The sequence below is a fragment of the Paenibacillus sp. Soil787 genome (assembly GCF_001429545.1).
GTDB lineage: Bacteria > Bacillota > Bacilli > Paenibacillales > NBRC-103111 > Paenibacillus_E.
This window is the reverse complement of sequence record NZ_LMSP01000044.1, coordinates 105,229-123,754: the sequence shown is the minus strand read 5'-3', so window position 1 is coordinate 123,754 and position 18,526 is coordinate 105,229. Positions and strand designations below refer to the sequence as shown.

Sequence of the window (18,526 nt, the reverse complement as noted above, 5' to 3'; positions counted from 1 at the left end):
AAACATTCTATAATATGAAATGGTCTATTAGAGGTATGGACTACAAACCAATAACTATTAGACTGCAACCTATTTTTAATGAAAATAGGTATAAAACTACTCCCCCTACTTCGTTTTTCTTCCCCAATCAAACAATTTAACTATTGAAAAAGGCCATCCTTTGCAGGATGGCCTTTTTCACACCTTCGACATTGCTTATTTAAACAAGAATTATTGTCCGTACATTTCCATACATTAGATTATGTATTTCACAGGAAAGGAGTCCTTCTATGTGCAATTATCCCGTTAATAAGCCGACCACTTTTCCTCCATATAAATGCCCACCTACCATAGAAGTCCTAGGTATGGGATCAGCGGCTGCAACTCCCGACAGAGCGATAGCGGTGCTGGGCGCCATAACCGAAGGTCCTGTTTTGCCTGCTGTCCAAACCGAAAACGCCAAAATTGTAACCACGATCATTCAGTCCTTATTAAAACTAAACATCCCCCGGGAAAAAATACAAACGTACGATTTTGGAATTGAAATTCAGTACGATTATCAAGAAGGGAAGCAAGTTTTTCGAGGCTATAAAGTAACCCATCTTTTGCAAATTACCAACGATAAAGTAGAACTGACAGGAATTCTCGTTGACACTGCCGTTGCCAGTGGCGCCAATAACATCACAGACATTAAGTTTACGACTTCACAGCCAGAAATTTACGAGAATCAGGCATTATCGAATGCCATTCGAAACGCCCGACACAAAGCTATGACCATTGCCAATACATTGGGAGTTACTCTTTTCACAGTCCCCAGCCAAATCCAAGAAATTACCGGGACCGCCGAACCTATCCCCTATGCAACCGCCATGTTAGCCAAAAGTACAGTCACTCCCATTCAACCGGGACAATTAACGATTTATGCCAAAGTACGCGTGTGGTATCAGTTCGCCGACCGATGACGAATCTTGCTGGTCTCATTGATCCCACAACCTCTCAACAAGCTTTAATTCCTTTTCTTCAAATTCTAGTTTATAAATGTCAGGTTTAGAGGTCTGTTTCCAAAATTCGAATCCGTAACTAGAATCAAAATAATTCAATATGATCGTCATGATATTCCCGTGCGTGCCAATAGCGATTTTCTTGCCTTTAAAATCAGACAGTAAAAGACTGTTCAATTCCAATTAATAATTCCTCGTCGGATACCGCGTAATTCAAGCTAACGATTGGCCTCTCGATAAGCTCAACGTATGGAATAATTTCTTTCTTCAAAAGCTCTGCGAGCGGACTAACCGTTTCTAATGCTCGAAAATATGAACTAGAAACAATAACATCAATGTCTTCGTTACTTAACAACTCTGCCACTTTCTTAGCATCTAATTTCCCTTTTTCAGAAAGACTAGTTCCTCCAGCTCGTTCATGTTCAATCGAAAATGGGGCTATCCCATGCCGAATAAAATAAATATAGGTTTTCATTCATTCTCCTTTCATTTTGTTTTATATATTTTATATGTTGAATCATATGGAGGCGCCTTACTAAAGCGGATAAAAAGAGGACTTGTCGACTTATCCGTTCATCTCGAACTTATCATGGAAAACAAGGGCTTGATTCATTTATTAGCTGATTAGCGTAATAGAGACAGCAAATCAGTTCTTAGTCTACAATAAATAATTTGGCTCCAGTTTTCGTATAAGATCTATGTGGATTTGTATCATCAGCCACTTGATAACTGACTCCTGGCGTGAGTTTAAATTCTTTTCCATCTGAAAGTTCGGTATATAATTCACCTTCCAGTACTAACAATACGTGACCTCTATTACACCAATGGTCAGCTATATAACCAGGCGTATATTCTACCATTCGCACCCTTATGTTTCCCATTTCAAATGTACGCCAATAAGCATTACCTTCAATTCCAGGATGTTGAGTAGCGCTCATTTCGCTCCAGTCAATTGTGCAAAATGGAACATCCGTTATTTTCATAAAATGGTCCCCCTTTGATCATTTGGCTTTTCTTATTTTCCATATATTAAAAATAAGACTGAACACGACTTGTGTCCAGCCTTATTTCCATTTGTCCCAATAATCTTATTAATCTCTTACTATGTTACGGTAATAACCATGGCGGTTAATCCCCTGCTATTTATAGAAGCATCCGTTATACCGTTAGCTGAACCTGTAATAGTAAACGAGTAATTATAGGTTCCTGGACCTGGATTATCCACCCAAGTTAGAAAAGTCGTTACAGCTGCTTGCGGAAAAAAGGGCTGATCCTGATTTTGGATCATTACAGCATGATCCGTTGTAACGATGGCCCCTTGATTTCTGGAAATGGTGCTATCCACCGAATAATTTTGAACGATGATAAAATTAATATTCGCAAATGCATCTAATTTGACCACCTGATTAGCTAACAATGTAATTGGCGGTAAAATTAACTCTGCCGTAGCGTCTCCCGATCCTTGGATAATGATAAATGGGACTGGTAAGTTGCTTCCTGCGAATCGAATATCGACTATTCCAGAAGGTCCCGACATCCCAATCGGTCCCTCGATGCCTTGTAATCCTTGGAGTCCTTGTGCACCTGTTGGTCCTGTTGGTCCTGTTACTCCAGCCATTCCCGTAGGACCTTGTGGACCTTGTAAACCCTGTAAGCCTTGCGGTCCTTGTGGACCAGTCGGTCCAATAGGCCCTTGGAGTCCCATCGGTCCCTGGGGTCCGACGGCATCACTTGCTTGACTAGCAACTGTTGCTGCGCTTAATGCACCAGCACTGATTAATTGTACTACGTCTGATGTGATATGGTTAACGACGCTGGGAGCAAGTTTGTCTAATGTGATGGCCCTCCTAGCTATCTTGGGACCACTAACAGATCTTGGAGCAAGTTCCCTCCTCGTTATCGCCATCCTTGCTAATCGATCTGATGTTATAGGCTGTTCAAGCTTCTTAACATCTCTCTTCAAAGCTTGTATGTCATTATCTAGGCTTGATAACGTTCGTCTTCTGACCAATATCATCACCCTTTCTCATATCCTTCTAGGTATTAAAACTACCCACATTATATGAGGAAGGCAATATGACATGGCACGATGTTTGCCTTGGTTCATTCACCCAAAAGATCAAGTCGTTAATTTCGCATATACACCAAAGAACAGCATCACTTCTCCAATAATCATGTAATTTGGTAAAAGCAAAAACAAATCCACCGTGAAAAAAATCCCAAGTAACCCTACTAATAACACCAAATGATAGATACCTAATCTCAGATGTGCGTGTCGATATTTATGGAAAACCAACGTAGTTGAGAAAAAGTAAAGCAGTACTGATCCAAAAATAAAGTTTAACATAAATGAATAATTTAATTGCTTCAAAAATAACAATTGGATCGAAGCTGCAATCATACACATGGATGAATAAATGAATAAATGGCCATAGATGATGGTTTGCCCAGCAGTTTCTAATGACTTATTCACTTTCTTTTCAACGTTGTCAAAATATTGCCACCACATAGCAATAATTAATAAAAAAGTGATTGAAGCAAATAAAATAGATGGCCACGTCCAGTCGCTAGACTGTAAGACTGTAAGTATACTGATTACGGATTCTCCAAGAAGAATAAGTGTAAACAACGAAAAGCGCTCTAATAGATGATGCGTATTTATTGGGCTTTTCACCAAGTAATGCCGACCGATTAATGGGAGCAAAATGTCTACCGTAATTCCCGCATACAAAACGGCATAACGAATCCATGAGTCGAAGAAAAGTGAACAAGCAGATATCACTAATCCAATCCAAAAGCGACTACCTAAATAACGGGCAGCGATCTTTCTATGTGATTCTTCTTTTTTATGTACCGAAAGATATTGGATGGCTGTCATCGCTCTTAAACCAATATAGCCTATTAAGAATGGAACATAGTATTGGTCAAAATTAACCGATAGACTGGCCGTCATGATGAGTACAAAGAATAATTGTAGAATCAGAAATATTCGGTGAGATAAGATATCTCGTCCAAACCGGTTTACAAAGAGGGATTGCCCCACCCAAGCCCACCAGATCGGAATAAATATGAGAACGAATTTGGCTAAGTATTCAACTGGAATAGAACCATTTTCGACATGTAATAAAACATGACTAGCCTTTGAAACTGCCACTGCAAAAAGCAGATCATAGAAAAGTTCCAGCCAGGTCACTTTTTTCTCAGCAAATGCTGTGATTTGTTGAGATCCCGATGCGTGTTGATTCATCATTCCGCTCCTTTGCTTTGGTTGTGATTTAATAAATTGCTATCCACATTTTAGCACATAGGCTTATCAAATTAATAAAATTTCGGTCGTTTCAATTTTTCTCGTTAATAGGATGCCCATAAATTGGAAAGTAACAAACTCCCCTGCAGCTGCGTCTATATATTATCAAAGTAAATTTAGTAAGGGTGTATGAATATGAAGATTAGAAACGGCTTCCTTTACGGAGCTACGTTTACACTGCTGACCATGATACTTCTCCGTGGAACGTCGGTACATGCCGAGGTGAATCTGCCGCCTTCTGTACTTCTGGACGGGCATCCGCTGTCCTTTCAGACTCCTCCTGTGATCGAGAACGGCTATAGCCTTGTTCCGATGCGTCCCATTTTTGAAGCTGAGGGTGCAAAAATTTCTTGGGATGAGAACACACGAACGGTTACTGCCATTAAAGAAGGCGTCGTACTTACATACAGAATCGGGGATACAGTCGCTTATAAAAACCAAGAACGGCTGGAGATGCCTGTGTCTGGCAAAATTATCGACGGGTTTACCATGGTTCCAGTACGATTTATTAGCGAAACGCTAGGCAATCTTGTGAAATGGCATGAATATTCCCGTTCAATTACCATTTCATCCGCTCATGACTATGAGACCACGATCGAATATGGCGTCAACCTGCGTGATTCTCCAGCAAAAGATACGGATACCCGTGTCCTCCGTTTACTTCCGAAAAACGAGAGAATCCACGTGATCCGAGAAATCGACGCAAATTGGTTGGAGGTGCAGACCAAAGACGATACAATTGGTTTCATCTCAGCTGCACCGATGTATACCGATTACGCAAGCCCGGCATTGGCCGAAAAGAGAGCCGACGATTTGATCGCTTTCGGGTCCAAATTCCTGGGAACCCCTTACGAGTTCGGTGCCGCTTCCGGTCAGACCAATACGTTCGATTGCTCTTCTTTTGTCCGATATGTTTTCAACCAAGTCCTGTCCATCGATCTCCCGCGAGTCTCCTACGACCAAGCCCAGAAAGGGAAAGAAATCGGAATCGACCAAATACGCAAAGGCGATCTGCTGTTCTTCAGCGCTCGCGGGCTCGATATCGGGCACGTAGGCATCTATGCGGGAGACGGGAAAATCCTTCATACTTATTCGAAAGAGCTCGGCGTTCACATCGCAGACTTCGATGAAAAATGGAAAAAGCGTTTTGTCACGGCCAGGAGACTATTCTAAATGAAGAAGAGCCCTAGCATGTGATAATCAAAGCATTCCGATGAAAAAAACGAAAATAAGCCTAATTAGTTCAGCTAGTTCAGAGCTAATTAGGCTTAACTTTTTCATGAAATCATTTCGGCGTTAGTGCTACTTCGCTCCTGAGGGAGGCTTCTGATGCTTTTTCCTGACAAAGATCGATTGGTAATCGGCCTGCATGCCCTCCATCGGTAAAACAGAAAAGTGTTCGATGTCGAATACTTCACTTACTTTTCTCTGAACGTGCTCATCTTCATAGAAGGCGAAAAACCTCTGAGGACTATACGTGTCATTCTCCCAAATCCCTTCGCTTTCGTACCCGCCATAAAGGCCCAAGTACAAGAAACCATCTGGCTTCAGCACTCGCTCCATATTAGCCAGAACTTGGAGGAAACTATCCTTTGGTACATGTAGCAGAGCATTCATCGTCCAAATAGCGTCAAACGACTCCGACTCCAAATCTAAGGTGTAGACATCCATGGCTAAGGCTTCAAGGCCTTTTTCCCGGCAAATGTTCACCATCTCATCGGATAAATCAACGCAAGTGACTTGGCATCCATGATTTTTCAAATACATAGCCTGATGGCCTGGACCGCTTCCAAGATCTAAAATCCGTTGCCCTTTACCCTTGTCAGCTGCCTGCAGCCTAGCCATAAAACGATCCATTTCCTCTACTTTCCACGATTGCACTGTATTTCCATCCCGCGATCGGGCATGTTGATCATAGCTCAACTTGAGCGTTGCCTTTACCCCATGATCCATTGGCGTTTTCTCCTATCGAACGATCGTTATGTAAGCAAAATGTCTTACTTCACTATGGTTTTTTGAGCTGCGTCCACGAGCAGATCAAACCATTCGTCATCTTCCAGCAAATCTTCAACGGCTTCAATATCCTCTTCTTTTCCAGATTCCTGTAAAAAGTTAAGCGCGTAGCTCCAGTCATCTTTACCTCGTTTGCTTTGCAGGGTGATTTCATACGGATGTTCATGGCCTTCCACCTTGAATTGCACTTGCCCGAGATAACCTTCTTCTTTGCTGTGTTCCATGCTCGCTTTTAGAATTTCAATCATGTTCATCATCCTTTTCTATTCGTTGTAACCAAGTCCAAATCGTGTTCATTGTGGTTTGCAGGTTCGTTGTTGCATTCCATATATAGGGATTGTGATCTCTGAAATAATCAGCATGTCCACCTATTAACGGTAAAGTTTGTCGATGAGCAGGAGCATGTTTCATGCGATTCCAGCGGCGCAGTCCCAAGCGTGTTCTCATCCAGCCACCCCATGTGCCCAGTCTAGGCACTGGATCATTGGATTTATCCAACTGATTAGCAGCATCAAGATAAAGAACACGGCTCTTTAACGATGGCGGAATCGCACATTTCGGCGATCCAATTTGGACCACACCGAGGATGGAAACCCCCTCTTTCATAAGGGCATCGGCTGCCAGAATTGAAGCCAAAGCTCCTGCACTATGACCGATCAGCAGCAACTGCTGTCTTGAGACCAGGTTGTCGGTGATCAACTTCAACAAGCTTTTTCCGCCGTAATGAGACCTTTTCCGATGTGCATTGTTCCATAGATCACTGGTAATTTCTCGGAGCTGGACTTGCTTTCGCCGCGTCCAATCGCCATACGGATAATGAATAACGACTTGGACACGTGAACCAGCTTGTTCAAAACGAGCAGCTAGTTCGGCAGCGAAAGCATCTAAGAAATTAGGCGCTGTTGCGAAACCAGCCGATACATAAATGACGAATTCCTCCGGTTCGGAGCGGATTGTCATGGCTTGCTCAGTTCCCTTCTCGTGCAAATTAGGTTAGGAACGCGGTTTAGCTCGATTTGTTGGCATCGCCGCCATCGGATCATCCGGCCAGTAATGCTTGGGGTATCGGCCCTTGAGATCTTTTTTGACTTCGAAATAAGCATCCCGCCAGAAGCTCGCCAAGTCCTTCGTCACCTGAACAGGACGCTGAGCAGGCGATAATAAGTGTAAGGTAACCGGCACCCTCCCCTTTGCAATCCTTGGGGTATCGGCTAAACCAAACATTTCTTGCAAACGAACCGATAAAGTCGGCGACTCATTGACGCTATAATCAACGGGGATACGGGAACCACTGGGTACCTGAATGTGCGTTGGCGCCCATTCTTCTAACCATCGACGCTGCTCCCATGTTAGCATTTCTTCTAATATGCTTGTCAAGTTAAGACGTGCTAATGCCCCTTTGCTTTTTAAACCGTAAAGATGAGGCCCTAACCAGTCCTCTAAGGAAGCGAGCAAATTGGCATCCCCCATATTTGGCCATTCTACATCAAATCGATGCAAAAACATAACTCGCTGTTGCAGTTGCCTCGCACTTCGAGTCCAAGGCAGCAGTTCCAAAGATTCTGCTTGAATACCGGATATCAAAGCTTGCAGCACCAACTCTGGGTTTGGATCCTGCAATGGGTTTTCTTTGAGGATAATGGCACCTAACCGAAGGCGCTGTCTTGCTTTAACGGAACCCGTTGCCTGTTCCCACAGCACTTCTTGCTCTCCCAGCAAGCGGCCTTCAAAGGCTTCAAACAGCTCGTCCTCCTGAATCGGGGCGGCCAAATAAATACGGCTCTCGGCTCCGTTATCATCCAGCTCAGCGGCGACGAGGTAACGCTCGTTCGAGAGCGGCTGCAGCTCGGGCAGCACAGCGCCGCGCCCGCTGCTGAGCAGGAACCGCCCCGCCCTTCGCCGCTGTGCGACGCGGTCGGGATAAGCGAATGCGAGCAGCAATCCGCTCGCATTCGCTTTATTCCCGCTCGGCCGGATGCCGAGCTGCTGCATGAGCACTTTGGCTTCCGCCGCGATGCGGCGGCATAAGCCAAAGTCAACGTCTGCGCGCTGCTCGCCCTGCGCAGCGCGCCAGAGCACTTCGATGCGGGTGCGAATATCCGCATCTCTACCTTCGGCGACGCGCATGAAATCGCGCTCGCTCAGCATTACAGCGAGCTCGCAAGCCAAGGCGCCGAGCTCAAGCGGTATGGCTTGCAGCACCATGTGCGCAAGCCGCGGGTGCAGCCCCAGCGACGCTAGGCGTTTGCCGTGCGCGCTCAAGCCCCCGTCCCCGTGCAGCGCGCCCAGCTGCACGAGCAGTTCCCGCGCCTGCTGATACGCAGCAGCAGGCGGCGGGTCCAGCCAGACCAGCGAAGCTGGGTCTGGCACGCCCCAGGCGGCCAGCTCCAGCGCAAGCGGCGCCAGATCCGCTTCGCGGATCTCTGGCGTGCTGCTTAGCGGGAGCTGCCGCTGCTCGGTCTCGGTCCATAGGCGGTAACACACGCCTGGACCGAGCCGACCGGCACGGCCTCTGCGCTGATCCGCAGAGGCGACTGACACAGGCACCGTCGTCAGACGGGTCATGCCGGTGCGTGGCGAGAAGCGGGGTACGCGCATAAGCCCGCTGTCGATAACGACCGTGACGCCTTCGACGGTCAAGCTTGTCTCGGCAATCGAAGTGGCCAGCACAATCTTCCGGTGCCCTGGCGAGCATACCGCCAGCGCCTGGTCCTGAGCCTCTTGGGATAGATTACCATATAGAGGTGCGATCTCTATCTCTTTTCCCAATTTTGTCGCAGCAAGGCTGCTAGCCACACGATGAATTTCAGCTGCTCCCGGGAGAAAAACGAGCAAGCTGCCTTCATTCATTTGCAAGGCGCGTTGGATGCTTATTACTACAGCCTGTTCTAATTTGCTTGTAATTTTCGCATCCAGATAATGAGTTGCAACCGGATAAGTTCGTCCTTCACTTTGAATAATCGGTGCATGATCAAGCATGGCGGAAACCGTGTTGGCCTCAATCGTAGCCGACATAATAAGAATTCGCAGATCTTCACGAAGCAAGGTTTGCGATTGCCTGCTCAGCGCCAACCCCAAATCTGCATGTAAGCTGCGCTCATGAAATTCATCAAAAATAACAGCCCCCACCCCTTCCAGGGCCGGATCTGTTTGAAGCATGCGCGTAAGAATACCTTCCGTTATCACTTCAATTCGTGTGTTTGGTCCAACCTTCGAGTCATTTTTGACCCGATAACCAATGGTCTGCCCTACTTCTTCACCACGAAGCTTCGACATATAGCGAGCAGCCGCACGAGCTGCCAGTCTTCTAGGCTCAAGCATGAGTATCTTTTGATTTTGCAGCCAAGACTCTTGCAGTATAGCAAGCGGTACTTGCGTTGTTTTGCCCGCTCCAGGTTGAGCGACCAATATTGCGCATGGATTCATTCGTAAAGCTTCTTTCAATTGAGGAAGTATGGCTTCAATCGGTAACGAGTTCATTAGTTTCACTCCGGGGCTTCTGTCAGTCTTGTTATCGCTTACTCTCTGCGTTTCGCTCGTGTTTCCTTCTTCATTGCACTGTGTATCCATGTCACATATTCTTTTTTGTGCGAATAGGAAAGTTTATTGTAAGCCAGATTAGCTTGTACGTTCGCCTCCAGTAACACTTTGAAATCCTCCGGCATTTCAACGACTCGCGTCTGGACCCCTCTCATTTAATTAATGACACTAATCATTAATGAGGTGAACTTTATAATGTCGATTATTGTTCGGATTTCCTCCTGCAAAAACTGTTCCTCATCCATTCAATCGTGTATACTAGATTAGAATATGGTCACTAAAGGAGAACTTGAAGATGAATGTACATGAAGCGATATCCAAACATTCGAATGCACAGCACCTACATCTCGTTAGGTTTGCAGAGCTAGATGAACAGCGTGAGCAAGCTATTGACGCTGCTGTCGATCTGTGCAGAAGCGGGCTCCCTTTTAATGTTGATGCGATCAACGCCGTAACAGCCCAAATCATCGCCCATGCCAAAGAAGGTATTTCTCCGCTCCGTTCTTATGTAACAGAAGATATGGTGCGTGATTACGTAAACAAAGGTTAAGGAGATAAATAACGATGGGTGTTCTAACTTTTATTTCAATGCTAGTTATGGGATCAGCATTTAGTGCCGGATTCTTGCTTTTGTTTAAGCGGAAAACAGCTCTCGGTATTGTCTGTATCGGACTCTCCATTGTCTGTTATATCGCTTATGCCTACATAGCGAACAAGTACTTCGCCTAAAAAATGTTATGTACGCAATGAGAACCGATTGGGTCACCCGATACGGTTCTTTTTCATTCAGCCCATCCATTTTCCCTTAATCTACGAAACACAAGATCAAAATAAGCGACTGGATGCGGCACCAAATGATCTAGAGTCATTAGCAGACTTGTTTGATCTAACCCGCCTTCGATACCCATTTTATAGCCACTAGCCATTATTTCTTTTGTTTCTTTGTGAACTAAACGCTCCAACTCTGCGACACTTACTACGAACAATCCGCTGACCTCATCCGGTTGCAGCGTATATCGATTCAGCGGTTGGTCACATCGATATATAAACACATGACAAAACTCACGATCCATGAGTTGATCCGAAATCAGATCTTCTTCTGCAAACATCCCGCAAGGGATTAAATCACTGAAATCAACCTTCAGCCCCAGCTCTTCCTCAAGTTCCCTCACACCGTCTTCCGGGGTTTCTCCAGCAGCGAGATGCCCGGCGCAAGAAATGTCCAGCAAATTCGGAAACAGATCCTTCTCTGGATGTCTTAACTGGAGTAGGAGATTAGGTTCCTTCCCTTCTAGGCTAACGATCCAACACTGAAAAGTGCGATGCCACAGCCCTTTCGCATGCACTTCTGAGCGCGGAGCCACCCCAAGCCTATTCATCTTTTCATCATAGATATCGAACATCTCTTCTGACTTGTTCAAATTGCTCGAGGTCTCCTCTCAGATCCTTTTATGTACCTGTTATCTGCGTGTTATTTTTTTCGTCATTTTCATGGCGTAGAGGTCCTCTTCTAATGAACTCATTCTTTCCATCAATGTTTTGCCAGCATCTTCTATGGCCTGGTTATAAATAGGCGCAGCCAATTGTTGAAGCATATAATCGATTAATTGTTCCGTGGCCAAACGTCCTAATTCAATATTGTGATCTAACTCCAGATGACCTTGCAAATCCTCAATCAACAATTCCTTCTCTTCTTTTGCTAATTTCAATGGTTTCATACGAGCACCTCACTCAAAAATCGTCCTACTTCAAACTACTCAACCCCAGGTATTGCCGCCAGCTCTTAAGATCTGCTTTTTAGAACTTTTGTCTCCATCTATATATATCCATTATAGCGGATTTTGTATCACCGAACTATATAACCTCTTTGCTTCTCCCACGTTCGACTCCGCCTTGCGTAAAGCTTGCTCCAATTCGTTACAAAGTCGTTTCACTTCCTTCGATTTATTTTCTACTTGTTTAGATTTTTCTTGAATCTTGTCTTGAACCAACCAGTCAATTATTAATCCATCAAAAAAATAATCTGAGAATTTGAGAAATCCGCTAATCTGGCTATCCATAGACAATGTCATATGAACATCCTTAAGTTCCTTTTCAAAACGACTTAGACTACTCCGAGCAGCGTGCATATGATCCATGGCTTCATCAATTTTTCCATGTTTGAAATGCGTAGACAGCATGCCGCCACCGAGCATATCATAAGTACCCCAATTGCGCGCAGAACGAAGTGATCCAGCCGCTAATTGCAAATGATCCATGACCGATTCCCCTGCACTCAACGCTTCTTGAAGCTCTTTGGCTTGTAATTGAAACTCGGCTTTCTGTTCTAAGAGCTCCCTCAGCTGCCTGCTCTTCCCAGAGTCATTAGTATGAATGTAGGTTTCAATTTGAAGGGTCAAATCTTCCACCTCTAAGTCCCAGAATCGCACGGAATGGAGCTTATTCCGCATCTCTTGTATTTCTTGTTCGAGATGATCCCTTCGCCTAACCGCTTCATCATATCTAAATCTCAATTCCAGCAACTCTTGTTCTTCAACAGCCAGTTTCTCTGCTTTCTTGTTCATTATCTCATACAAAAAGCTGGTAAAGCTGCGAGTTTTCAATTTTTCTACATCTCTTTTTTCTTTGATGAGTTGTTCTTCCCAAATGACAATATGGTCTTTTGTGTTACTCCATTCTTTTTCTAAATCCGCTAAACGGACCGACCAAACCACTTGCATCCGGCCATTTTCTTTGGCTGCTGCCAATTTTTGCACAAGCACTTGAATCATATTCCACCATCCCTTACACAATTCATCTACTCAACTAGACGACGCCAAGCTTTCTTGGGTTTCATCAACTTTCCTATTTATTGGAGAATAAAAACAACCACAACTGTACACGTTAAAGCTGAACGTTAAACTGCCCTTGAAAGGAAGAACGACATGGAAAACGAGAAGCATAGAGGCAAATACAAAGGCACAACGAATATGAATGCGAAAAATCAAGATATGGCTTTCGTTAACGACACATTAGAAAATGCACCTGATACGACACCTGTCAACATAGCGGAAGATGACATCAGTGAAGGTAACGAAGAGCGGCAATTGAATCAGAAATAAGGAGTCATTCTTCCATTTAGAGCAGTCTGCTATTCCTGAAGTTAGGGGTAGGCGTCTGCTCTTTTTTGCTTTGCGCAACTTGGCATCTCCCTCAGCTTGCGATACTATGGAATGAGTATTTAGTCTTGGGGAGGTTGTGACATTGGAACAAGTCATCATTATTGGTGCGGGTCCTTGCGGATTATCAGCCGCTATCGCCTTACAGCGCGAAGGCCTTTCACCTTTACTTATAGAAAAAAGCTGCATCGTAAATGCCATTTATTTATATCCTACCTATTTGCAGTTTTTCAGCACACCTGAACTGTTGGAAATCGGCGGTTATCCGTTCACAACACCTCATGAAAAACCTTATCGCCAAGAAGCTTTAGTCTACTATAGAGAGGTTGCGCGTAGAGAGCGGTTGCGAATTCGTTCCTATGAGGAAGTTGTTTCTATCGAACGATTGGAGACTGGATTCACAGTGCATACGGAGGATCAATTTGGGAAAAAGGCGGCGTATGACACAAGCAATGTCATCGTAGCTACGGGCTACTTTGATCATCCTAATTTACTCGGTATTCCCGGTGAAGGACTGCCTAAGACAACGCATTACTATAAAGAAGCCCACCCTTATGCCGGAGCAAAAGTAGCCGTTATTGGCGGAAACAACTCCGCAGTCGATGCCGCTATGGATTTGCTTAGAGTTGGCGCTGAAGTTACAGTGGTTTACCGCGGTAAAGACTTCTCAGCTAACATTAAACCATGGGTTCGTCCTCTATTTGAAAGTATGGTGAAAAAAGGCCGTATTAACATGTGGTTCGATTCCCAAGTTGAACGTATTGACGAGCATACCATTACTGTGCGAAAAGTAACCGAACATGTCACTTTAGACAATGACTTCGTACTTGCCCTGACCGGATTTCGACCAGATCGCGAGCTTCTGACCTCCATCGGTGTACAATTTCACGAAGAAAATGGCGCTCCTCTTGTTCAACCTGACACGATGGAAACGAACATCCCAGGTTTATATGTAGCTGGGGTTGTCGCTTCATCTAAATACGATGCGAACGAAATTTTCATTGAAACAGGCCGTATGCATGGTCTGGCCATAACGAAGCATATCGTTTCACGAACGAACCTCCAATCCTATTGATTGGAGGTTTTTTGCATATGAATATATTTCCCATTTTTCATAGATTCCCCTTCCATTACGAACATTTGTTTGCTATAATAAAAACAAGAACAAATGTTCCAATTAGATGAGGAGGTTGTTAACATGATGAACACCAGTCACAATTTTCGTTTTATTGAGAGGGATTATTGGTACCATAAGGCATTGTGTGACACTGACCATCTTCTTCCCGGACAGATTGACGCCATGCTGGACGAAGCACACACCCACTACGCCGATTATACGTTCAAGTTTTATGACGATGGTTCGGTGACAATCATAGATAACGACACAAATAACCGCATTAAACCTCGCGAACTAACAGGAGCCGTATATGACTTCTACATTCGCAAGAGAATCTATTTAATTAAAACCAACTTGATGGAGAAACAACTCCAATACGCCTGATTGAAGCACAAACAAGGCCAACTGATTTGGACAAATCGCCCTATCAGATGGCCTTTCTCTTTATCACTACTAGTCTCTACGGTATTTTGTTATTTTAGGTCTTCCAATAATCCTCCATCAATACACTAGACCATTCAGCTTGTTTAACCTTATTTTTTGGAAGAAATTCTTTCATTACGGGTTTAATATCAATGATAGGAGTTCCGTCAATTGCATCAAAATCTTTCACAATTAATTTTTTACGATTATGTTCAATCAATTCAACTGTAGTTAAACCCAGTTTATTAGGTCTATTTTTTCCGCGTTGAGCGAATATACCAACTTTGGGAAATTCTTTATTGTTTCGTGGATGCCTTGCTTCATACTGAATTTTGTCATCCGTCACTTTGTCAAAGTAGAAAATAATCTCAAGGTGTGAAAATTCTTCAATTCCTTGAAGTGATGATTCATTTAATTCATCTATAAGTTCGATTTCAGAAATAATGGAACCCCATGCATCATCTTCAATTTCTTTTCGTGAATTACTCACATATGCTATGGGTTTAACAGTAAATTCCAAATAAATCCCCCTACCTCTCAACTGGGTATTAGTTTTAAAGATTTCAATTATTTTCATTTACTTTCTTTATTTACAAACTGTAATATATCCTCATCAAATTCCCAGACATACTCATATTCTTCATCAGAAAAGTTCTCTGGTTTAATATCTCGCCGCGTTATATTGATAACACTCCAGCTGGAAGGTATCTCTAAAGTTATTAATTTTGCTTGTTCAATAAGTATTCAATTCTCCCTTCTTTCAAGTTGGTTTATAATTAAATTATACCATAATCGTGTTTCGTTAAGTTTTTGTGGACTTTCGAATAACGTTGTTGTCCCGACACCTCTCAGAACACGTCGTTAGAGGGTGTCTACTTCTTCGATTTTACTAAAAATTAAGGTTTCTTAGCTTTCCATATGTATTTATATTCTTTCAATCCAAGTTTTCCATTTATCATATTCTCTTGAATCTTTACTTCTAATTCCTTTTTTAACTCTGGAGTAGTATAATCGGGATTTCCGGGTGTTCCTGAAATAAACTTGGCAAATTCAATCTCATTTGGGAAAAAGATAATCGAACTATTAAATTCTTCAATTTCAATGTTTATAAATCCATTTCTATTTAATCTATCTTTAACAGTTTCCAATGCTCCTGAGTGAATTCCGAATACAGTACCTCCAGAAAAAAGTATTCTACTATGATTCAATATAGATGTAGGTCCTCTTCTGTCATAAATTAAATCAAATTGTCCATCACTAAAAGGTAAGTCAGTCTTAGTCGTAGCACATATAAAGCTTACATTATTCACTTTACTTTCTTCTAAAATTGACTCAGCAATCTTTATCATTTCAATTGAGTTGTCAAATCCTATTATCGATTTAGCATGTCTCGACATCTTTAATGTAAATTCTCCATGTCCGCACCCAGCATCTAAGACTGAATTGAAATTAGCTATCATATTCATCAGTCTTTCTTCAAATATCTGCTCCGCTGAAATCCCCTCAATCGTATATACGGCATTGTTTTTATATCCGCCATTTCTTCTAGCGATCATGTCATACCATTCGACTCCCATGAATTAACCTCCGATAATAGTGGATCCGGAAGGACCCAGCTTTTCCCCTATAACTTTTCCGCACCCTTCTATTCTAACATCCATTGAAAATATTGGAAATTAAAAAAGGAAGGACTACGAAGTCTTTGAAGACTTTGTACCCTCCCGATGCTTTCGGAACTTATATGTAACAGCACAAACTTTCGTGTCATTGAGCAGCTATTTATATCGAAAACACGTTTGGTTATGATCATTCACCATGCCAACCGCTTGCATATAAGCATAACAAATCGTCGAACCGACGAACTTAAAGCCGCGTTTTTTTAAATCCTTGCTCATAGCATCCGAAATCTCCGTCGTAGCAGGCACCTGACCCCTATCCGTCCAATGATTGTTGACCGGTTTTCCGCCAACGAATCCCCAAATATAAGAATCAAATGTGCCAAACTCTTGCTGCACCTTTAGAAAGGCCTTCGCATTCTGAACCACAGACGCTATTTTCAAGCGATTGCGAACGATACCTGGATTCTCCAGAAGTTCATTCAGCTTCTTATCGTCATAGTCCACAATAATATGCGGATCAAACCCATCGAACGCTTCCCGGTAGCTCTCCCGCTTCTTCAGAATCGTATACCAGCTGAGTCCCGCTTGTGCGCCTTCCAGATTAAGCATCTCGAACAAATGGCGGTCATCGTGGACAGGAACACCCCATTCATGATCATGGTATTCGATATATAACGGATCTTCATTAACCCAACCGCATCTTATAGTCATTTCAACACTCACCTTATCCATAAATCGAACATGTGTTCTATATTATTATAAAACCTATACGAACAGATGTCCAGTTAGATTTAATTAAAAGAAGTGAGACGAAGGAATACGGTAGAATTGTTTGGTATTATTTAAAAGTGTATGTGCCGCTTCTTCCACTGGCAGTCCTTTTAGAAGGGCTATCTGTTCAATGACAGCATGAATCATGCGCGGATGCGTCTGCTGCCCCTCGAAGGGGCCCTCGAACGGCCATGGGCCATCCGTTTCGACCATTAACAGCGCAATTGGATAATCGCGAACAAGGGTACGAATTTCCTCTTCATATAGAACATCCGGTGTTATGGAGATAAAGTAACCAGATTGAATCATTCGTTCCACTGTTGAATATGACCCTTTGAACCAGTGAAAATGCGCCTTCTTTATACCATGCTCCTCGAGTAAGTCGCACACAATGTCAGCATCTTCATACACAGCGTGCAAGACGACCGGTTTATCCAAAGACACCGCCAGCTTCAAGAAGCTCTCAAGCAGTTCAATGTAAGGCGCTAATTCAAAAACACGTCCCTCTTTTTCAGCCTCAAGCCTCATATAATAGGGCAAACCAATTTCACCAACAGCGATCATCGTAGTCGAACGCTCTCGAATCCATTCGATTAAATCATTCAACTGATTTTCCGTAGGCAGTTCTTGTTCAGGATGGTATCCATACGCGGCAAAAACTTGCTCTGGGGCTTGCTTCAGCAGCCGCTCCGTTGACTTACAAGAGTCTAGATGTCTCGACACTGCTATCAGCCCCTCGATGTGGCACTCTGGTAATTCTGCTAACAGAGTCATTGCATCTGTTTCCGTGTACATATCAAGATGTATATGAGCATCAATGGCTTTTATCATATGTAATCTCCTGACGCAAAAGCCCCTGAATAAACTGTCGAAGCTCTTGAAATTTCGGGTCAAGCATAACGGATTCTTGGCGCGGCCTTGCAAACGGAATAACCAACTCTTCTATGATCTTTGCAGGTTTGTTAGAGAGTACATATATACGATCGGATAGAAACAGCGCTTCTTCAATGCTATGCGTCACAAAGAGAATGGAGCGCTTATTCTGTTCCCATATATTAAGCAGCCACGCCTGCATGTCTTGCCGGGTAAGTGCGTCTAATGAACCGAACGGCTCGTCCAGACACATGAGTTCCTGCGGACTAAGCAATGCTCTCAGAAAAGAGACACGCTGCTGCATCCCACCTGAAAGCACATGCGGAAGTTCTTGCTCATAGCCGCCTAATCCAACCTTGGGCAGCCACTCCCTCGCTTTGGCTAACGCATCTGTTCGCGTTTCTCCTGCAACTTCCTGAGCAAGTGCTGCGTTGGACTCAATAGAACGCCATGGGAACAAGGCAGGCTGCTGCGGCATGTAAGAGATTAGGCCCTTAGAGCCGGTCACATTCACGCCATCCAGCCATACCTCCCCTGAAGAAGGCTTCACTAGGCCGCCAATAATGTGAAAAAGGGTGCTCTTTCCGCTGCCTGAGGGGCCGATAAGTGAAACGAACTCCCCTTCTTTCACATGTAATGAAATACCCGCAAGCACGGATATATGCTGTTTTTTGCCAGGGAACGTTTGATGAATGCCTCTAAGTTCTAATTTACTCATGAACGCA

24 protein-coding genes are annotated in these 18,526 nt (G+C 43.6%); 7 read left to right on the top strand and 17 right to left on the bottom strand.

Annotated features, from left to right (window positions below; translation table 11 throughout):
- The first annotated feature begins 269 nt into the window (after positions 1-269).
- Positions 270-941, top strand: coding sequence for an SIMPL domain-containing protein (locus ASG93_RS26805; RefSeq protein ID WP_056836993.1), 672 nt, complete (start codon positions 270-272; stop codon positions 939-941).
- Between the two features lie 193 nt (positions 942-1,134).
- Here the strand turns inward: ASG93_RS26805 and ASG93_RS36585 are convergent, their stop codons facing one another.
- From ASG93_RS36585 to ASG93_RS26780, 4 genes are all read right to left on the bottom strand, one after another.
- Complete coding sequence (locus ASG93_RS36585; RefSeq protein WP_056836989.1) at positions 1,135-1,455, bottom strand: histidine phosphatase family protein; 321 nt, start codon at positions 1,453-1,455, stop codon at positions 1,135-1,137.
- A gap of 178 nt (positions 1,456-1,633) precedes the next feature.
- Complete coding sequence (locus ASG93_RS26790) at positions 1,634-1,963, bottom strand: DHCW motif cupin fold protein (RefSeq protein ID WP_056836986.1); 330 nt, start codon at positions 1,961-1,963, stop codon at positions 1,634-1,636.
- 119 nt (positions 1,964-2,082) lie between these two features.
- The gene (locus tag ASG93_RS36865) at positions 2,083-2,991 is read right to left on the bottom strand and encodes a collagen-like protein (protein WP_156411056.1); all 909 of its coding nucleotides are present in this window, start codon (positions 2,989-2,991) and stop codon (positions 2,083-2,085) included.
- A 108-nt stretch (positions 2,992-3,099) separates the two neighbouring features.
- Positions 3,100-4,227, bottom strand: a complete 1,128-nt coding sequence (locus ASG93_RS26780; protein ID WP_056836981.1) for a low temperature requirement protein A — start codon at positions 4,225-4,227, stop codon at positions 3,100-3,102.
- A gap of 195 nt (positions 4,228-4,422) precedes the next feature.
- On the opposite strand from ASG93_RS26780, the gene ASG93_RS26775 reads away from it, so the two are divergent.
- Entirely contained in the window at positions 4,423-5,460 is a 1,038-nt protein-coding gene (locus ASG93_RS26775; protein ID WP_056836978.1) for a stalk domain-containing protein, read from the top strand.
- Between the two features lie 129 nt (positions 5,461-5,589).
- Here ASG93_RS26775 and ASG93_RS26770 read toward each other — a convergent pair whose 3' ends face one another.
- From ASG93_RS26770 to ASG93_RS37305, 5 genes are read right to left on the bottom strand one after another with little or no spacing between them, the layout of a single operon-like run.
- On the bottom strand, positions 5,590-6,240 hold the full coding sequence (locus ASG93_RS26770) for a class I SAM-dependent methyltransferase (RefSeq protein WP_056836975.1): 651 nt from the start codon (positions 6,238-6,240) through the stop codon (positions 5,590-5,592).
- A gap of 44 nt (positions 6,241-6,284) precedes the next feature.
- Positions 6,285-6,548, bottom strand: a complete 264-nt coding sequence (locus ASG93_RS26765; RefSeq protein WP_082615118.1) for a hypothetical protein — start codon at positions 6,546-6,548, stop codon at positions 6,285-6,287.
- Complete coding sequence (locus ASG93_RS26760) at positions 6,541-7,260, bottom strand: hypothetical protein (RefSeq protein ID WP_056836971.1); 720 nt, start codon at positions 7,258-7,260, stop codon at positions 6,541-6,543. The genes ASG93_RS26765 and ASG93_RS26760 overlap by 8 nt, the downstream gene beginning before the upstream one ends.
- Positions 7,261-7,293: 33 nt before the next feature.
- Complete coding sequence (gene hrpB, locus ASG93_RS26755; protein ID WP_056836970.1) at positions 7,294-9,780, bottom strand: ATP-dependent helicase HrpB; 2,487 nt, start codon at positions 9,778-9,780, stop codon at positions 7,294-7,296.
- A 38-nt stretch (positions 9,781-9,818) separates the two neighbouring features.
- Positions 9,819-9,965, bottom strand: a complete 147-nt coding sequence (locus tag ASG93_RS37305) for a YdeI/OmpD-associated family protein (RefSeq protein ID WP_414858890.1) — start codon at positions 9,963-9,965, stop codon at positions 9,819-9,821.
- A gap of 170 nt (positions 9,966-10,135) precedes the next feature.
- Between ASG93_RS37305 and ASG93_RS26750 the strand changes: the two genes are divergently transcribed.
- Entirely contained in the window at positions 10,136-10,390 is a 255-nt protein-coding gene (locus tag ASG93_RS26750) for a YpbS family protein (protein ID WP_056836968.1), read from the top strand.
- Positions 10,391-10,404: 14 nt separating this feature from the next.
- On the top strand, positions 10,405-10,569 hold the full coding sequence (locus tag ASG93_RS35465; RefSeq protein ID WP_156411055.1) for a hypothetical protein: 165 nt from the start codon (positions 10,405-10,407) through the stop codon (positions 10,567-10,569).
- A gap of 53 nt (positions 10,570-10,622) precedes the next feature.
- Here the strand turns inward: ASG93_RS35465 and ASG93_RS26745 are convergent, their stop codons facing one another.
- From ASG93_RS26745 to ASG93_RS26735, 3 genes are all read right to left on the bottom strand, one after another.
- Entirely contained in the window at positions 10,623-11,261 is a 639-nt protein-coding gene (locus ASG93_RS26745) for an NUDIX hydrolase (RefSeq protein WP_156411054.1), read from the bottom strand.
- A 39-nt stretch (positions 11,262-11,300) separates the two neighbouring features.
- Positions 11,301-11,558: a DUF2164 domain-containing protein gene (locus tag ASG93_RS26740; RefSeq protein ID WP_047677672.1), complete on the bottom strand. Its 258-nt coding sequence runs from the start codon at positions 11,556-11,558 to the stop codon at positions 11,301-11,303.
- 111 nt (positions 11,559-11,669) lie between these two features.
- Positions 11,670-12,611, bottom strand: coding sequence for a hypothetical protein (locus ASG93_RS26735; protein ID WP_056836967.1), 942 nt, complete (start codon positions 12,609-12,611; stop codon positions 11,670-11,672).
- Between the two features lie 153 nt (positions 12,612-12,764).
- Between ASG93_RS26735 and ASG93_RS35460 the strand changes: the two genes are divergently transcribed.
- From ASG93_RS35460 to ASG93_RS26725, 3 genes are all read left to right on the top strand, one after another.
- On the top strand, positions 12,765-12,941 hold the full coding sequence (locus ASG93_RS35460; RefSeq protein ID WP_156411053.1) for a hypothetical protein: 177 nt from the start codon (positions 12,765-12,767) through the stop codon (positions 12,939-12,941).
- A gap of 142 nt (positions 12,942-13,083) precedes the next feature.
- A complete protein-coding gene (locus ASG93_RS26730) occupies positions 13,084-14,073 on the top strand; it encodes a YpdA family putative bacillithiol disulfide reductase (protein ID WP_056836966.1) in 990 nt (329 codons plus the stop codon).
- Between the two features lie 123 nt (positions 14,074-14,196).
- Positions 14,197-14,499 (top strand): hypothetical protein, encoded by a 303-nt coding sequence (locus tag ASG93_RS26725; protein ID WP_235550974.1) that lies wholly within the window; start codon positions 14,197-14,199, stop codon positions 14,497-14,499.
- A gap of 94 nt (positions 14,500-14,593) precedes the next feature.
- Here ASG93_RS26725 and tsaA read toward each other — a convergent pair whose 3' ends face one another.
- The 5 genes from tsaA to ASG93_RS26700 form a co-directional block, all read right to left on the bottom strand.
- Positions 14,594-15,058 carry a tRNA (N6-threonylcarbamoyladenosine(37)-N6)-methyltransferase TrmO gene (gene tsaA, locus ASG93_RS26720; RefSeq protein ID WP_056836964.1) on the bottom strand — a complete coding sequence of 155 codons (465 nt, stop codon included), beginning with the start codon at positions 15,056-15,058 and terminating at the stop codon, positions 14,594-14,596.
- Positions 15,059-15,434: 376 nt separating this feature from the next.
- Positions 15,435-16,115, bottom strand: coding sequence for a class I SAM-dependent methyltransferase (locus ASG93_RS26715; RefSeq protein ID WP_056836962.1), 681 nt, complete (start codon positions 16,113-16,115; stop codon positions 15,435-15,437).
- 198 nt (positions 16,116-16,313) lie between these two features.
- Positions 16,314-16,868 carry a DNA-3-methyladenine glycosylase I gene (locus tag ASG93_RS26710; RefSeq protein ID WP_056836960.1) on the bottom strand — a complete coding sequence of 185 codons (555 nt, stop codon included), beginning with the start codon at positions 16,866-16,868 and terminating at the stop codon, positions 16,314-16,316.
- Between the two features lie 84 nt (positions 16,869-16,952).
- The gene (locus ASG93_RS26705; protein ID WP_056836959.1) at positions 16,953-17,759 is read right to left on the bottom strand and encodes a TatD family hydrolase; all 807 of its coding nucleotides are present in this window, start codon (positions 17,757-17,759) and stop codon (positions 16,953-16,955) included.
- On the bottom strand, positions 17,743-18,519 hold the full coding sequence (locus tag ASG93_RS26700) for an ABC transporter ATP-binding protein (protein ID WP_056836956.1): 777 nt from the start codon (positions 18,517-18,519) through the stop codon (positions 17,743-17,745). Before ASG93_RS26700 ends, ASG93_RS26705 begins: the two co-directional genes overlap by 17 nt.
- Positions 18,520-18,526 lie beyond the last annotated feature (7 nt).